The organism is Paenibacillus sp. HGF5, assembly GCF_000204455.1.
GTDB lineage: Bacteria > Bacillota > Bacilli > Paenibacillales > Paenibacillaceae > Paenibacillus_AQ > Paenibacillus_AQ lautus_A.
Map to the genome: position 1 here is coordinate 25,858 of NZ_AEXS01000139.1, position 16,682 is coordinate 42,539.

Below are 16,682 nucleotides of genomic sequence, written 5' to 3' on the forward strand. Positions count from 1 at the left end.
ATATTTCTTGAGAAACGTAAAAATCAGTTGAATGCGACGTCTTGTCACATTGTTCAGCTTTCATTCGTCAGTACTTATAGTGGTTTATTATTTTTGTACGAGGGAGTTTGAAGGATGAGCGAACAGGATTGGTTGGCAAATACATTCGAAACGCATCGGAAGAACCTTCAGGTTGTTGCTTATCGAATGCTTGGATCATTAAGCGAGGCGGAAGACGCGGTACAGGAGTCTTGGTTGCGTCTTAGTCGTGTGGATGCAAGAGGCATTGAGAACTTAGGGGGATGGTTGACCACCGTTGTTTCGCGTGTATGTCTCGATATGTTACGATTGCGTAAATCTAGGCGCGAAGAATCGATCGAAGCTCATTTGCCCGATTCTTTCAACAGCCAAGAGAATATAAGCGACCCTGAACAAGAGGCCATATTAGCTGATTCTATCGGTGTTGCACTATTAGTCGTGCTCGATAATTTGAAACCTGCGGAACGCATTACGTTCGTGCTGCACGATGTTTTCGCCATGCCTTTTAATGAAATTGCTCCTATTGTAGGAAAATCGGAAGCCGCGACAAGGCAGCTTGCGAGCAGGGCTCGTCACCGGGTTCGAGGGGTGAAAGCATCGGAAGTCGACATTGCTCATCAACGCAAAGTTGTTCAAGCTTTTCTTGCTGCTGCGCATGCAGGCGATTTCGATACGCTAATAGCTGCGCTTGATCCGGACGTTATACTTCGTGACGATCGTCAAACTGAATCTTCAAGAGTAACGCGAGGAGCGATCGCTTTAGCCAAACAAGTATCGGGACGTGCACAGAAAGCAGCCCAACTAGCCTTGGTGAATGGAACCGTAGGAATCATTGCGGCCCCTCAAGGAAAATTGCTCTATGTACTCAAATTTACGATAAGTCACGGGAAGATTGCCGAGGTCGACCTGATCTCCGATCCAAAACGCGTACGCCAGCTTGATCTGGCGGTGTTGAGTAATTGAGCCTTAAACTCAACGTCTTTGACGGTGTTAAAGACATAATCACCCGGATAAAATATAACAGTTATTAAAACCATAACACGCTCAAGCGGCACCCAAAGGGTGCCATTTTCTTTTTAATGTCCGTTTGTATCGTCTTTTACATAATTACGTACGGATATTTTGTCTCGTAAAGACCTTACCTTGGAACTGGACTGCATCTTTTATCCTTTATTCAGTGAAATTTGACAGGTGATGGTAGTTCGTCTATGGGGAATAATCTAATTTCATCAACTTCCTTACCATCTGGAATCGGTTCACCTGACACACCATAAAGGTGACTCGGGACAAGAACTTATACCGATAAAACAAAAAAGCCGCTAAATTAGCGACTTTCTATGGGAGTATGATCTTGTCCCCCGACAGGGCTAGTCGGAAGACTAGAACTTGATAACATTCTCCACCCATACAATACTTGAGAGATCCCGAATGGTAACAATTAACCCCCGTCTGGCATTTTTATGTTGAACGTCTTCTTTTGTCCGTGGAAACAATGAAGCTTTAGGCGGAGTTTCAATATTTCGACAGCGTTTATACGTTCAGGAGTCAAAACGATCGAGTTCCCAAAAAAACTTAGGCACCTCTAATGCGATTCCGTCTATACCCGCTTAGGATTCCCCGAATCGCTTAGCGGCTCGTGTCCGGGCCCGAGCGATCTCGACCTCTCGATTGCGGGGTTCGGCTTGAGTCACCAGAGAATCCAGCAGCTGCCGTGCAACGACGGTAAACTCTTGCACCGCTTGAAATGAACGCACTTTGTTGTATCCAGTATTATATAGTTTGTTCATTCCAGTAGTTCTTCAACCTCTCATATTGCTGCTTCTTTCGTTTACATGGATAATGAACTAAGTCAGATTCTCTCTATCCATTGAGCTGGGCATGATTGGGTTAGATATCACTACTGAAGATCGGGTTCCAGGCTCATATTAGGGATCTGTCTCAAATGATCGCTTACCTTGTCCACCTTCCAAGCTCCATTAGCATAAATAATGTGCGCTTCCCGATCAAAAACATAATGCAGCTCGCCCGTTAATATATTTCCTGGAATATAGGATTGAATAAGGATCGCGCTAGTATTGCTTGCATAGTTTACCGTTGCCGTATTCATATCAAAATTCATTTCTTTAAAGTGAAGCCCTTCCTGCTCTATGATTTGCTGAATTAGACGATCCGTAAAAAAAGGTTTGAAGTAAGTGCGAACCTGTTTCACTTTCGATAGATCAGATGCCTCGTTCAATTTCTCCGATAACCGCGCAATACGAGAATCACTTAGTCGTTGGTTGGTAGGTACTTGATACTTCGGCTTCATCAACTTAACGACGACTTGCTTGCCATCGAGGATAACGGTGGCTTCTTTGGTTTTCTGATCCCACTTCACATCTGCTCCCATGGTTTGGCTTACGAACCTTAAAGGTACATAAGTTGTGTTTTGGATGAGCTCAACCGGAGCATCAAAATCAACGCGGTCCTGGTTTACTAAGGCCCTTTTGAATTGAACCGCAAGTGTGATTACGGTCTCGCCTTTGGTCAATTGAGCTGTTTTTTGAAATTGGTTCCATTTCACATCGATACCCAAGTTCTGAGATACTGCCCGTATAGGGATCAGCACTCGATTATTCTTTAGAATACCATGCTCGATTATTTCATTGCCTGATGCTTGTGTTGGAATGACGTTCGCAAGAAAAAAGATCATGACCGTCGATATGCTAATCAATAACTTTTTCAAATGCTCTCCCCCTCAAATCAGCCCTAATTTGTTCCAGTCCTATTCATTTAGACGTCCTATTCCATGAAAAAGTTGCCCAAAATGAACGGAATACCTATTTCCGCCTCTCCCTTGCGAGAGATAGAAATTCCGCCTTGTGTTATCGCGATGCCAAGTTCACGCAAAGCTTCTTCCGGAGAATGGGTAGCTCTGCTGCCTGCCGTCTCCCCGCATACCGCCGATAGAAGCAGATGGCTTCCCGGCTCAAGGTCTGCCAGCAGAGTCGGCAGGACTGCTCAGGGATATAGTACATTTGTATTGGCATTCGGATATACCAGCTCTACCCTTTCCTACCCTTTCAATCCATAAATACCGCTTCGGCCAAGCGCATGGTTGACCGACAATCCCAGACTGCCTGTTTTCTTGATGTGTTGATCTTGTCTTGTTTCCATGGAATAACCACCAAGTTTCTTCATTGCGTCTTTCTTCCCTGCGCCGTTCGCACCAATAAAACCCATAATGTAGCTTTTCTCCAATTGAAACGATACATTTTTAAGTTGAAAATTGGGGTAACTCTTATATACGTTTCAAATGTCTAATGCAAGCAATTCATACATCCCCCTCCCCGAAAAATTGTGTGTATCGTGCATTCACAATTAATCCGTAGGAAGTGAATTTGTCAATACCTACCAATAAAATAGGCGTTCATAACGATCTCACGCCTTACGAGCAGAGCGCGAGTAAAACACGTCCCCATGCATATGCTGAATTCTGCCCCAGTGGGCGGGATTCATCGTGTCTGGAGAGCGGTTCTCCAGAATGGCCTGATACAGTGCTGTCTTCTCTTCCAAATGGGCAACGTGCTGTTTGGCTTCTTCGAGCTTAGCGAGCGCTGCTTCTTTATGCTCCATCATGAGTCTATAGCGTTGTGGAATGGTAGAATCCCCATCGAGACATAAATCGATATACATTTTTATGACATCGATCGGCATCCCGGATTGCTTGAGGCATTTGATGCCATGCAGCCAGTTGATCGATTCTTCGTCGAATAATCGAATATTATTCTCATTGCGCTGTACGCTTGGCACCAGACCTTTATCCGTATAAAAGCGCACGGCGTGCTCAGTGAGCCCCGTGATCTGAGCGGCTTCTTTGACCGTATACATGTGGAATCCCCCTTGGATAAAAAGAATAAGAGCCTCTTGCCTTCGTGTAACACGAAGGTACTATGCTTATTGTAACGCAACTGTGTCGTAATCGGAATTCCCGCTCCAGTCCCCGATGTTGGGGATACGCGCCGGTTGCTGTTATACATTTGAACAATTGGAGGAATCGCAATGCAAACTGTAACTTTGAACAACGGTGTGAAAATGCCGATCCTAGGCTTCGGTGTCTACCAGATTCCCGATGCTGATGAGTGCGAAAACGCGGTGTACGAAGCGCTGTCGGTCGGTTACCGCTTGATCGACACCGCCGCCGGTTACCTTAACGAGGAAGCGGTCGGACGCGCAATCAAGCGCAGCGGCGTACCGCGTGAGGAGCTGTTCATTACGACCAAGATTTGGGTTCAGGATGCCGGCTACGAGAGTGCCAAGCTTGCATTTGCAAAATCCCTGAAGAAGCTGCAGATTGACTATCTCGATTTGTACCTGATTCACCAGCCGTTCGGCGATTACTACGGCACATGGCGCGCGATGGAAGAACTGTACCGTGACGGCAAAATCAAGGCCATCGGGGTTAGCAACTTCATGCCCGATCGTCTGATGGACCTCATTGTGCATAACGAAATTGTGCCCGCCGTCAACCAGATTGAAACGCACCCATTCTACCAGCAGACAGAGAGCGCTGCTTTCGTAAAGGAGCAGGGCGTGCAACATCAGTCGTGGGCGCCGTTCGCTGAAGGACGAAACAATATGTTCGGCAACGAAGTGCTGACCTCGATCGCGGAAAAACACAACAAATCCGTCGCCCAAATCGTATTGCGATGGCTTGTTCAACGAGAAGTGGTTGTCATTCCAAAGTCAGTACGAAAAGAGCGGATCGTCGAAAATTTCAACATTTTTGATTTTGAGTTGGGCGCGGTCGATATGGAACACATTTCCACTCTCGATACTCAAGAGAGCCTATTCTTATCGTACCGCGATCCGGGAGTCGCCAAGATGATGGGCAACTGGAGAGTCGAACTGTAAATCTTGGTCCGGCTTCTCCATTAAGTAAGGACAGGACCGGAGCTCCTGTCCTTTAAACTCATTCGCTTGCTTATCCTAATTGCTCGCTTAACGTACGTAAATGAGAGGTCGGTAAAAGCCGCATTCTGATATCACTTATGATGCAACAAAAAGCATCAGATCAAATGACTTTTTCATGAGGAAATTAACTCCCTCTAAATCTTTCTCTCCACTCTGAATTCCTTGCCTGTTCCCTTGTGCGTTTCAGGTCAAAAATTTTGCCCTACTTATGGTAAGGTTCAACGTGCTTGATCTTCAATTACCCTGCCCGTTAGTGTAAAACAACTTCATTTCCTTAACATTAAAGAATGACCTAGAAACCAGCTATATAGTTCCGGATTATTGTATGTTTCTGTCCAGGAGTCATGATTCGACTCAGGATAAATGGTGAAAGAGACATTTCCACCGTTTTCGCGAAGTGCGTCTACCATTTTTTTTGATTCCGCAATGGGCACTATATCATCCTTCGCGCCATGGAATGCCCAGGTGGGTGTTCCTATTAGTTCATGTACCCGGTTGGGGTTACCTCCACCACATATTGGAGCGATTGCTGCGAACCTTCCTGGATATTCTGCTGCTAAGTGCCACGTCCCATAACCACCCATGCTTAGCCCCGTCAAGTATATCCGATCTGGATCTACGTTATAGTTTGCAATGATCTCATCTACTAATGCCATCAATCCGTCTTGTTCAGCATTCCAAAAAGAATCCTCCGGGCATTGAGGAGAAATCGTAATGAATGGAAAAGAAGGATCGCGTTCTGCTATCATAGGAATTCCATGTGCTTTTACCAACTCCAGATCATCTCCACGTTCACCTGCCCCGTGAAGAAATAAGATTAAAGGCCACTTAATTGAGGATTCTTTTCATGATGATCTGGTAAATGTAAGAGGTATTTCATCCGTACTCTTTTTGTTATTTCTTTTTCAAATTTATTTACGGTTTGACTCATCGTATCTCCCTCACTTTACTAATATCTCCCATAGGGGGTAAAAATAGAATTCCCCATATTTCCCGAAATTCCTTCAGTTGCATTAAACCACCCGTTAGCAATATCGTTTACGAAATACGTATAACCGCAATCATCAAAATCGAACAAATAAATGTCTCCGTTATGCAGATAAAAATTACTTTGATGAAAATCAGTATGAGTCAAACCGTATGTATCTTTGGACTTGGGCAGAGAAGTAAGTTTTGTTAATCTTTCTTTTAGAATTGAAATCATTACATCATCAGGTCGCAGGTATTTCTCCGCCTTAAATTGAACTTCTTGGTCCCAGGCTTGGCAATTTCTTCAACCATATTACCCCAGGTCGATGGAACAGCATTCGAAACTGCCAGTCCTTTATTCGACAAATAATTTAAAAATTCAATTTCACCCCGTATATTATTGCTTGATCTTCTAATTGTATGTGAGATTTTTAATATGAAAAATGTGTTGTTTTTCTGGTATTCATAAACAAAGCTTTCATAACCGCCCAATGAACGAACAGTGTCTTTATTAATGTCATATCGCTTTATTGCTTCGGTAAGGATCTCTTCTGTGAATTGCTCTTCAATTTCTTGTATCATTTTCTATACCTTCTTTCATTCAACACATTTTCGCTTCTTTCTCACCCTTCCCTCTGTAACCGTTCTACCCGTCTACTTTGATACTAGCGTCTTCGCTAAAATGAAAAAGCACGCAAATCTTCCTCTAATTGATTACCTTTATATTCCATATGAACATTGACAAGAACTTGTACCGATAATACAAAAAAGCCGCTAAATTAGCGACTTTCTATGGGATCTTTTCTCCGAACTTACGAACTCCTTTAATTTTAGACCTCACAGGTTTCAGACAACCCTAGCTTTTTGTCCTTTTACCTATTTAGACACTTACTGATATAATTGACCCAACTCTCTGAAGGATCAACAATCCTTTATCAATACTCTCAATGAAGTACTTCTTATCATCTAAAACAACAACATCGCTTTGATTCAATTTGACTTCGCTTTTAAAATAAATGAAGTTATCTGATCCAGGTACTGCTCCTTTATAGTAAATCATGCTGTTCTCAACTCCTTATAAAACGTATTCCACTTAAACCAAAAAACCGACTTTCCGCCTGTACCTTCGATAGCTCTGATGTATTTTCAGGCCTTTACCGTAGCTGTATTGTTTACCGACAGGCTGCTCCAACCGATTTCATCAGTCACTGCGATACCATCTTTCTAAAAAGCTAGGATAACCGGGTATGCCATCATCAGCTCTCCGACGCCCCATATTTTGGAAAGCCTGCTCCACCTCTTCCCTGCACATCCCTAGCCGAAAAGGACCGATACTGACATGCGGCGTTACGATAATAATTGCGTCAACTGCAAACTCCTTTTTATGACAACTTCTAATTATTTTTCTTCTGGAATGTCAACAATAATATAGTTTTCTTTTAGATTTACTTGAGGCAGTTCGGCTTGTTTAAAAACAACATCATTCCAATTCTCCTTAGTGATTAAACCATATCCAGTAGAAGTAATATGAGGCATCCAGCGAAAGTTGGCGAATGTCGTATCTTTAAAATTTGGTAGGGAACCATTCTCTTTTGAAAAGGCGCGGTTTATGAAATAAAGGTTATTTTGCGTAGTGGTCTTTTCGCTAATGAATGCTTGCCACTTAAGGTAAGCTGTGTTCTTCGTAATTTTATAATAGCGGATTACATTATTATTGACCTCGATGAATCGGTCATTTGTTTTCCGGAAAATAATACTGAAGACTGGATGCTTCCATAAATGGTTCAAAGTCCTTCGTGAGCTGTGAAACTCTAGGAAGATTGATTGCAGCATTTCTGGCCGTGCTTAATGCACTACTCTTAAAGTCAGTCAGCAGTTTCGTGCTTGGTTTTGAAACAAACGCCGTTTGGGTCTTTTGATTCCAAGTTACCGAACCGTCCAACGCTTCTGCAACAAAACGTAAGGGAATCATTGTTTTACCGTTTTGAATAAATGGAGCAGTACTTAATGAAACTGAAGTTCCATTTTTTTGTGCTACTTTATTATTCATAGTCAACTGCAAGTTTGTGTCGCCCCCCTTCACTGTCACTTGCTTAGTAGTATTATTCCAGGCAAACGTTAAGCTACCTAAACCTTTGAGTGAAGTCAGACTAAAAAATACCTGATTGTTCATAATGAGAATATCTTTTGAATCTAAGTCAATATTATTCACAACAACTTGTGTTCCTTTTGGACTTTTTACTGCTGCGGCTGCCTCATTGGTTGGAAGTAACAAAAGCGAAGAACATAGAACAGCAAAAGAAAGTAATACCAATTTCTTCATCGCTAAAACCTCCTATATTTTATAGTCCTTATATTAATCATTTCTTTTAAAAATAGAATATGAAAAATATATCACTCCACCAACACCTAAAATCATTGATATCCCAAACAATATCCACACTATTTTCACATCAGTATCACTAAGACCGTTACCTACTGGACCAACTTTTGGTTCGAAAAAATGATTAAGTTTCCATATACCATAGACAATGAGAAATATTGATGCGAACAATCCAACAAGTTTTTTCTGTTTAATGTTTCACGCCCCCATCCGTACTGATATTAAAGTAACGCGGTCATTAAGTTAATAAATAGATAATACCACATATTGGAACTAAACTGCCCCGTTAGCTTAATGAATTACATGGAAACATAGTTAGATGTTTATCTAATCGCTTATCGCTCATGTTAAAGTAAAAATGGCCTTTAAAAATTGAAATGACGGGTGTCGATCATAAGGAGTAAATCACTCCCTATGATCGACACCCGCCACCAGGATACATAACTTGGGGTTATTCCAGAAGCCCAGCCTCCCTGGCTTTTTGCACCGCTTCCTCCCGGTTGCGAACCCCCAGCTTCATATAAACCGATGACGCATAGTTTCTAACCGTACCATCGGATAAATACAATTTGGAAGCAATGCTTTTATATCGCAGCCCTTCGGACACGAACTGTAAAATTTCAAGCTCCCGCGGCGTTAAATCATAGGCCGAGGACACTTTGATTGACGAAGGATCATCACCGCCATTGTCCGCTTCCAGTTGGGCAAATAATTTGTGCGACATGCCCTGATCGATCAGCGTGCCCCCGCGGTGGACGGTGCGAATCGTTTCAGCCAGCTCTAACGGCTGCATGGACTTCAATAGGTATCCATCCACCCCGCTTCGCATTGCCTCCAGAGCCTGTTTGGTATCCTCGAACGTGGTGAGAATCAGAATCCGGATGTGGGGCCACGATTCTTTTATCGCACGGGATGCGGAGATTCCATCCACATTCGGCATTTCAACATCCATAAGCACCAGCTGCGGCCTAACCTGCCTGCACAGCTCGATCGCTTGCTCGCCATCCTCTGCCGTCCCGACAACCTGAAAATCCTGCTGCTCTTCCAGCAATGTCCGCAAGCTTTCACGGATTACGGAGTGGTCATCGACGACCAACAGGCGGATGACTTCATCCTTAAGCTCCGTTTGTCTGGGTAGCGTGCAGGTAACGAGAGTGCCTTTTCCCCGCTCCGTATAGACGGCCACATGACCTTGCAAAGCCATCGCCCGCTCCTTCATGGCGCTGAGGCCAAAGCCCTCCCTTCCATGCTCCATCCCGCGGCCGTTATCATGAATTTCCAGTCTCGTCTGCTGGGGCTCGAATTGCATGGAAACCTTAATCTCTGTCGAGTGTCCATGGCGCACGGCATTCGTCAACGACTCTTGCAGGCAGCGGTAGAGTGCTGTCTTCGCTTGCTTCATTACAGGGTATTCCTCCCCGTAGGCATGAAAAGTAACCCGCACCTTGGCATGTTCCTGAAACTCCACCGCCAGCTTCCTCAAAGATTGAAGCAGCGGGAGCGCCTCATGCGGTGATTCGATTTGATGCACGTAGCCTCTGACCTCCTCCATATTTTGGCGGGCCAGGTTCAATAGGGAATCGAGACTTTCGGTTCCCGTATCCGTTGCCATCTGAGGACGCAACGTTTCCAATCCCATAATGAGCGAAGTGTAGGCATGACCGACGGTATCATGAAGCTCTTTGGACAGCCGGCTCCGTTCTTCGGCAAGCGTGATACGCTCGATTTGGGACAGGTACTGCTCCAACACCGCATTTTGCTCGCGAATCGTTTCGCCTTGACGATGGTTGAGCACGAGTAAATGAAAGGAGAACCCGAAGATATACGCCATCCCGATGTGAACGGCCATGACCAAGTATTCACTCTGCTCTGCAAGCTGCTTGATTATGGCGGGCAGGAGCAATATCGATACAGGCCCTGACCAGAGATAGGCCCTATGCGCGCTGTGGGCAGCAATAAAAAATGCATACAGCAGGAATGCTATGTAGGCTTGCGGAAAAAATGAAGCCAGATACAAACACAACCCGCCCGAGATCACGATTTCGGTAAACAGGTAGTATTTATAATTGAGCTGCAAGCAAAGCCATGGAACGGAAAAAGCAATCAACTGCCATAGTACAAGGACCATAATCGGCAGCGTGAAATATTGTTGCAGACTTATTGTCGTAAACGCGAGAGAAATGCTGGTTATCAGGCGGATTATGAACATGAGCCAGTCGTACCAGTACCATTGCTTGACCATATCGAACAAAACCATCATCCCCTAAAGACTTTCAGTATGACATTACGTAACTATTATAAAGTAAACTGCTATAGAGTACACTCTACTCTGCCGACTTATGAGGGGAGGCCGGGCATTCGTCTACCGGTTCACATGCTTGATCATTAGACGCGTGTAGCCGCCTATCCAGCGTGCCAAGCGGTCCGCAAGCCAGTAGCTCATCATCATCAGTACGACCCCTGTGCCCGATACCATCATAGCTTTGGCAAACGTGTCTACCGTTGCGCCCATAAAGGAAAGGTCGATAAACGGATAGAGGAACGGGACCGCAATCAATACAGGCGGCGCCACATAGAGTAAGGCCGCACTGATCAGACTTAAAATCCCTACCGGAAACTTCAACATCAGCCAGCCAATAGTGATCCAGTTGCGTCGGTTCAGCAATTCCTTTTTCGCTTGGAGCCAGTTGGACACTTTCGGGTTGACGGCTTTAATACAAGGCTCGGTCGTGATATCCATATAGATCTTGGTTTGTACTCGTTCGAATTGCAGGAAGGCAGTTGTCGTTCGCAAAACGTTAGCCAGGAGAGGAACGCCCACGACAGTAAACGAAAGACTCAAACCCAGAATAATGGCAACCAGATAAAAGCAGAAGTAAAACAATCCGGTGACAAAAGTAAACAGCAGGAAATAGCCGTTTTGAACAAAACAGGCGACAGTTCTTGCCATCAAGAGCTCACATCCTTTGCAAGTAGTAAACGTATCCTACTGCTCTTGATGTCAAATCTGCCAGTGTCAAAATGTCATATGACATAAAATGAACGAAGTGTGAGCTACGGTCATGACCAACTGCACAGTAGAATTGTTCAAACTCAGGATGACCCCTGTTTGTCAGTAATAAAGGTACAAACAACTCATTATGTCTTTTCTTATACGATGCTATTACGCTACGCTTACCTGCACCTTTTTCGAGATTTCAATTAACCAGAATAAATCCGTATCTTCCCCACATACTTCACTTTTCTTTAAGTCACCTTTTAACCTAAAATAATATGTACAATCCCCAAGCATTCTTATCTTACAAGGAAAAAAGTAATAAAGCACTATGCCATATCAGCCAGATCCCTGACGCCCATAAGCGCTCTGATATTTTCTCTACTAAAGTTTGACAAAATGAGGTGCAGATAAGAACTCACGTTTTTCCAGATCCTGCAAAGAAAACTTCAAGTCTATTGGTTTTTGACAAAAACATAAATCGTTAAAACAAAAAAGCCGCAACTAAGCGACTTTTAAGCATACATAATTAGAATTTTATTGATTCAATTGAGATGGCTTCACTTTTTGAATTTGAACGAGGATGTCAAATGTTTTACCTAATGATAAATCAACAGTTGTTGGGATATCTGGACCTACCGTTGTTACTCCGGCAAAAATGGGATGTTGCTCGTTTAGCCAAGTTTTAGTCACTCCGCTTGCCTTACGTAAATCAACAAAAAACTGGTCGTATTTTACTTGTCCAAAGGTATAGTTGAAACTATTCGGGTCATCTAATTTTAATGTTCCATAGGGTCCATATTCTTGGTTACTGTTGTAAACATTGTAACGTCCCTCATAGACGGATGTTCCAATGGATACATACCGTTTTCCATAATGTTCTGCTAAATGCTGCCCAGCTACTTTAGGGTATACGAAAGGGATCATGTTTGTTTTCGATATGTGCCCATTATGGCCCCACACGATTGTTTTTCCTATATGTTCTTCTGTCCATTTTGCATTTTCATACATGGCAATATCGTGTTTCAAATAAAAGTCTTCCAGGTTATCAGGATATGCGGCTGTCATTGTCGTAAATTGCTCGATAATACGGGCATTTTGTTTGATCCATGCGAACTCTGGGGATTTTCCATTCAGTTTATTTTTATTTTGCTCTAATAAAGCGCTGATTTGTTTCGCATCCGAAACATACCGTGCTTTCATTTCTTTCTTAAGACCGCCAAAGGTATCTAAATCCTTGGTTACAGGAATAAGGCCTTTCATCTTTTGTTCGAAGCGAGTGACAAGTTTTGGATCGTATTTCTTTACATACGCTAGGATATTGTTATAAACACTCTCGTTTACGGTTTGGATATCCATTCCGATGATCCGTATTTTGGATTTATGCTTTGGATCAGCATTATATTGGCGTATCCATTGAAGCAGATCTATGATTTCGTTCGTGTTAAATACAGGATTTAGATATTGGCTTGGGTCCCCTTTACCCGTAAGAACATAGCGATCGAGTCCCAATGCTCTGTCCCATCCCTCTTCTAACACTAAGGCCTTAAAGCCCATTTCAGCTGTCAAATAATTAACAATGCGATGTTTCATGGTAAAAACTTCGTGAGCTCCATGCGTCGCTTCGCCTAAACCAACAATTGTAGCTGATCCGATCATATCCTTAAGCGGTCTTAAATCCTGAAGAGATGCTGTTGGATCCGTTGACTTTAATGGCATGGCATGCTTTTCTAACCAGTTTATCTGCTCGGCATTTTGATTTGAGTTGTAGTGAGCTATAAGAGAAGCACCTACTTTCGAAGCTGCATGAATATTTCCTGTAAAACCAGCCAGTGTGATCATCGAAGCAGCAATTGCGATAACCATTTTCTTTTTCATAAAATCCTCTCCTTAAATACTTTGTGATTTGGTTTGATGAGATATATTCTAGTTCCCAGAACTCTCTTCTGTATCCTACTGCACTCGTTGTTATGTACAACAGTGTCAAAATGTCATATGACACGCCCTTCCCCCTTAACTTAATAAAAAGACTTCTGCTGCCACAATGAAATCAAATCGGAAATGTAACAACGTTCTTGTCATTGCATTTTGACAAGAACTTGATAACCTAAATATAAAAAGCCGCATAATCAGCGGCTTCTAATGTTACTATGTTTTTGTCACCCGACAATTTTTACTAACTTAGTCAATCTCCTCCCCCACCGCCATCTCCCGAACCTCCATCACTGCCACCGTCACTACTGTAGTCGTATGAGCTCCCCCCGTCTGCTCCACTGTCACTATTACTGCTCCAAGTTCTCCCGTAAGATGTCCTCCCAGGTATTCCCTTCCAAGAACGATTAAAGACATAATCGATAGCGGTATCCACATCGTTATCAAACAGAGAAGAAGCCTCTGAGAAAGTAAAATCCGGGTTTTCTTTGCTTACATTCCTCATAAAACGTTCTCCTACACCAAGTAATAGCGCATCTTCCCTCATCTTTTCCAGCCATTTGATGCTATTACCAGCCCTTCCTACGTCATGTCCGCCTCTAGCCAGCTTTCGTCGATACCGCTTTATAGCGCTTCGGTAAGCTGCCGAACGCCGATCTAATGCTCCTCGGGGTAAAAACCCAACAAGTAAAAACGAAAGAATTACGAAGTTCAAGTATTCGTCTACCAAGGGACCATACAAAATTGGAGCTGCAACGAAAAAGCAAACGACCAAAAAGATGATGATGTATCTTTTGAGGCGCCAGCGAAAAGAAGCCAACAAGAGTCCGCCGCCTAAAATAATGGCCAATACTCCTACCCATCCCCAAGTTGTTACGTCTGCAATGTACAGATAAATGAGCAAAGCCAGATGTATGAGAGCTAGAGCCGGTATGATGACTTTTCTCGCCGCGTATTCCTTGTACATGATCCCTTTGCTATTCTCAGTCTCCACAAGCTCCTGCCAGCGGCTCAGTCCCTTTTTAAGACTTCTCATGCGCTTTATGTACTTACCCATAGTCGCTTTATTCCTGCGCTCTGTTTTCGTAGGGCCAGAAAATTTATCCAGGTTCAGGACAGTCGTACCGTGAGACAGCCAACCAAGCAAGTAACGGTCTGGTTTTTTCAGGGCTGTACGATTACCCTTGAATGTAAACTCGGGAAGCCTCTTCGGCGCTCTCGAATCTTCCTGGAATCGCATACCTGATGGCACTAAGGAAACACTCACCATGCCTTTACGGCGCAGCGAAAATACACCTGCCAGCCCATCTGCAAGTCGGAGCTTTCCTTTCCGGAAAAGGTAAATCATATCGATTGGATCCATCGCTGAGAGATCTTCGAAGCTGATCCGCCTACCACTCCACCAGGATGAAATCCTACGCAGCGAAAGGGCATAATAAACGATACCTGCTATGGCTGCATAGGTCAGCCAGCGGCTGATATGTTGACCCGCATTCAGTAAATGTTCACGCTTTTCGAATCTTTGCTGAAGCTTCTGTTCATCTAATAGTCGTTCCGAGAGTAAGGCTGAGGGCTCTTCTGTTTCCCTCTCCGTCAGCACCTCTGGGGGGAAATACACCTTCAGCCTCGCACTATCCCCTTCAGGTAATAGCGTGTTTTCGTACCTGATCCAACGATTGTTTACTTCTGTCAAGCGGCCTCTTGAGCGATCGTAAGCAAATCCAGATAATTTCTCTTTTGCAGGCTGTTCTGTATATACCCTAACGGTTACGTTGTGATGATCAAACCTGTTATCTTTGAGTACGGTCCAATCCAGCTCTCCACGATCGTTATATTTCACGGCTTCTCGATCAAGCCTATAGCGATAATAGATCTGCCTCGTTTCATCTTTAGCTTGTAATTCGATGTAATAAGAACCTGATTTAGTTCTTAAATGGACCGGATAACGCTCCAAATTAACATAACCAAGATTACCGAGCTCTCGGTCATTCGGTGGTACGTAAGCTTCAAAAAATTCAATATTCGATCCCCCGAAATTATCCATATATCTAGGAATTCTTTCATACTCTCCTTGTACTGTGTAAGTGAATAGCTCTTCCACATATAAATCCCCGTCCGCCATTACCTTGGCCATAACGTCCACTTGATCAATCGTTAACTCATTGTCGTTGCCACACCCGACTAAGATAACAACCCAAACAATACTAACTGCCAAAAGCATCACATGTTTAATCCTTACTTTCAAAGTAAACCTCCCGTTAATATACCAGGGTCTCACTGTCCATTTGTTGAACAAGAAGGCAGCTGATCACATTGAGATAAGCATCTTGCTTCTATTGATAATAGATGTCTATCTGCTTCCAGATTCCATTGTCACACTCTATGATGGATCTTAACTCTACGTTTACATAATCTCCCCAATATCCCAGTGTAATTGAGTTTTCATGTAATGAAATCCACTGCAATGACACGATAAAATGTTCTATTTTAAAATTACTGTTTTCATAGACCTCTTTACAATAAAGCTGCACTCCATTATCAAATACATCCAATTTAGATAGAAAGTGTTCAAACATTTGATGAGAGATATTTTGGATACCGTCTACTTCTATTGACCAATCCGAATGGGCGGATTCTAATAGTATTACATCTTTTGATTTATCCGCGTTTTCCCATGCTGTCAAAACTTCATTTGCTGAGAATCTGTTGAATTTAAATAACAGTTGTTGTTTTATCATTAGTGTCACTTCCTTTCAAACTTCAATTACCTCTGCTCCAAAAATCATCAAGCGTCTTCTTGCTTTCTCCTAATGAGCGAAGTTGGACAATATCCCCTCTTTCATTTAAAGTAAAATGACCTTTGAAAGCATCTGGCATGGCATTATATTGTTTTTCTTCCTGCTCATATGCCTGGACAAAACAAGCATATCCATATTGATTTACTAAATACGGCAGCCCAAAAGCAGAACGAAGCAGTTCATATTCTTGATAGTTATAAGGCGTGCTTTCAGGACGCTTCATCAGAATTTCTATGAATTTAGTCATCAGTTTCTCTACTTCTTTCTCAGTTGCATACTTTGCATAGCCTCGAATTGCAGTCAATCTCATATCCAGGTAGCGCTCTTTTTTAAACGCTTTTAAGAAGAATTCCTTTAAATCAATATCTTCACAGAACACAAGTGCTTTCAATATTGTGTTGCGAATGTACAAATTTTTAGCCTTAAAATACAGTTCTATTAAAAATTCAACATCTTCATTTGACAACGTTATATCCTTACATCTTTCCAGCAGCTGTTGAAAATCGTCTTTATTTTCATACCCTCTTTTTTGGGACATCTTCTTAAGCTCTTCAATTATGTTTATCATTTGAATCCCTCCACCATTTCCTTCTCTTCTCTGGCTTTACCCTATTGGCACATCATTCACCCTTAT

General features: G+C 43.0%; 14 protein-coding genes and 2 pseudogenes. 2 read left to right on the forward strand and 14 right to left on the reverse strand.

The window, feature by feature from the left end; genetic code table 11:
- Window positions 1-114: 114 nt before the first annotated feature.
- On the forward strand, window positions 115-981 hold the full coding sequence (locus HMPREF9412_RS21450) for a sigma-70 family RNA polymerase sigma factor (RefSeq protein ID WP_009593864.1): 867 nt from the start codon (window positions 115-117) through the stop codon (window positions 979-981).
- Window positions 982-1,625: 644 nt separating this feature from the next.
- Here the strand turns inward: HMPREF9412_RS21450 and HMPREF9412_RS21455 are convergent.
- The 4 genes and pseudogenes from HMPREF9412_RS21455 to HMPREF9412_RS21465 all read right to left on the reverse strand — a co-directional run.
- Window positions 1,626-1,760 (reverse strand): annotated as a pseudogene (locus HMPREF9412_RS21455) (DUF2277 domain-containing protein); the annotation flags it as partial.
- Window positions 1,761-1,915: 155 nt separating this feature from the next.
- Complete coding sequence (locus tag HMPREF9412_RS21460; RefSeq protein ID WP_009593855.1) at window positions 1,916-2,743, reverse strand: copper amine oxidase N-terminal domain-containing protein; 828 nt, start codon at window positions 2,741-2,743, stop codon at window positions 1,916-1,918.
- Between the two features lie 443 nt (window positions 2,744-3,186).
- Window positions 3,187-3,330 (reverse strand): annotated as a pseudogene (locus tag HMPREF9412_RS32620) (ABC transporter ATP-binding protein); the annotation flags it as partial.
- Between the two features lie 108 nt (window positions 3,331-3,438).
- The gene (locus HMPREF9412_RS21465; RefSeq protein WP_009593877.1) at window positions 3,439-3,888 is read right to left on the reverse strand and encodes a MerR family transcriptional regulator; all 450 of its coding nucleotides are present in this window, start codon (window positions 3,886-3,888) and stop codon (window positions 3,439-3,441) included.
- Window positions 3,889-4,059: 171 nt separating this feature from the next.
- Between HMPREF9412_RS21465 and HMPREF9412_RS21470 the strand changes: the two genes are divergently transcribed.
- Window positions 4,060-4,911 carry an aldo/keto reductase gene (locus HMPREF9412_RS21470; protein ID WP_009593878.1) on the forward strand — a complete coding sequence of 284 codons (852 nt, stop codon included), beginning with the start codon at window positions 4,060-4,062 and terminating at the stop codon, window positions 4,909-4,911.
- A gap of 326 nt (window positions 4,912-5,237) precedes the next feature.
- On the opposite strand, the gene HMPREF9412_RS21475 is transcribed toward HMPREF9412_RS21470, so the two are convergent.
- The 10 genes from HMPREF9412_RS21475 to HMPREF9412_RS21520 form a co-directional block, all read right to left on the reverse strand.
- The gene (locus HMPREF9412_RS21475) at window positions 5,238-5,744 is read right to left on the reverse strand and encodes a prolyl oligopeptidase family serine peptidase (RefSeq protein WP_254664091.1); all 507 of its coding nucleotides are present in this window, start codon (window positions 5,742-5,744) and stop codon (window positions 5,238-5,240) included.
- A 176-nt stretch (window positions 5,745-5,920) separates the two neighbouring features.
- Entirely contained in the window at window positions 5,921-6,175 is a 255-nt protein-coding gene (locus HMPREF9412_RS33705; protein ID WP_009593840.1) for a phosphotransferase, read from the reverse strand.
- A complete protein-coding gene (locus HMPREF9412_RS21480) occupies window positions 6,175-6,522 on the reverse strand; it encodes a conserved domain protein (RefSeq protein ID WP_009593866.1) in 348 nt (115 codons plus the stop codon). The genes HMPREF9412_RS33705 and HMPREF9412_RS21480 overlap by 1 nt, the downstream gene beginning before the upstream one ends.
- A gap of 1,150 nt (window positions 6,523-7,672) precedes the next feature.
- Entirely contained in the window at window positions 7,673-8,263 is a 591-nt protein-coding gene (locus tag HMPREF9412_RS33420; RefSeq protein WP_009593887.1) for a copper amine oxidase N-terminal domain-containing protein, read from the reverse strand.
- Between the two features lie 511 nt (window positions 8,264-8,774).
- Window positions 8,775-10,565 (reverse strand): helix-turn-helix transcriptional regulator, encoded by a 1,791-nt coding sequence (locus HMPREF9412_RS21495; protein WP_036673036.1) that lies wholly within the window; start codon window positions 10,563-10,565, stop codon window positions 8,775-8,777.
- Between the two features lie 120 nt (window positions 10,566-10,685).
- On the reverse strand, window positions 10,686-11,273 hold the full coding sequence (locus HMPREF9412_RS21500; protein WP_009593879.1) for a sensor domain-containing protein: 588 nt from the start codon (window positions 11,271-11,273) through the stop codon (window positions 10,686-10,688).
- 582 nt (window positions 11,274-11,855) lie between these two features.
- Entirely contained in the window at window positions 11,856-13,196 is a 1,341-nt protein-coding gene (locus HMPREF9412_RS21505) for an erythromycin esterase family protein (RefSeq protein ID WP_009593851.1), read from the reverse strand.
- 307 nt (window positions 13,197-13,503) lie between these two features.
- A complete protein-coding gene (locus HMPREF9412_RS21510) occupies window positions 13,504-15,495 on the reverse strand; it encodes a DUF2207 domain-containing protein (RefSeq protein WP_009593848.1) in 1,992 nt (663 codons plus the stop codon).
- A gap of 88 nt (window positions 15,496-15,583) precedes the next feature.
- A complete protein-coding gene (locus HMPREF9412_RS21515; RefSeq protein ID WP_036673024.1) occupies window positions 15,584-15,988 on the reverse strand; it encodes a hypothetical protein in 405 nt (134 codons plus the stop codon).
- Between the two features lie 22 nt (window positions 15,989-16,010).
- A complete protein-coding gene (locus HMPREF9412_RS21520; protein WP_009593856.1) occupies window positions 16,011-16,616 on the reverse strand; it encodes a hypothetical protein in 606 nt (201 codons plus the stop codon).
- Window positions 16,617-16,682 lie beyond the last annotated feature (66 nt).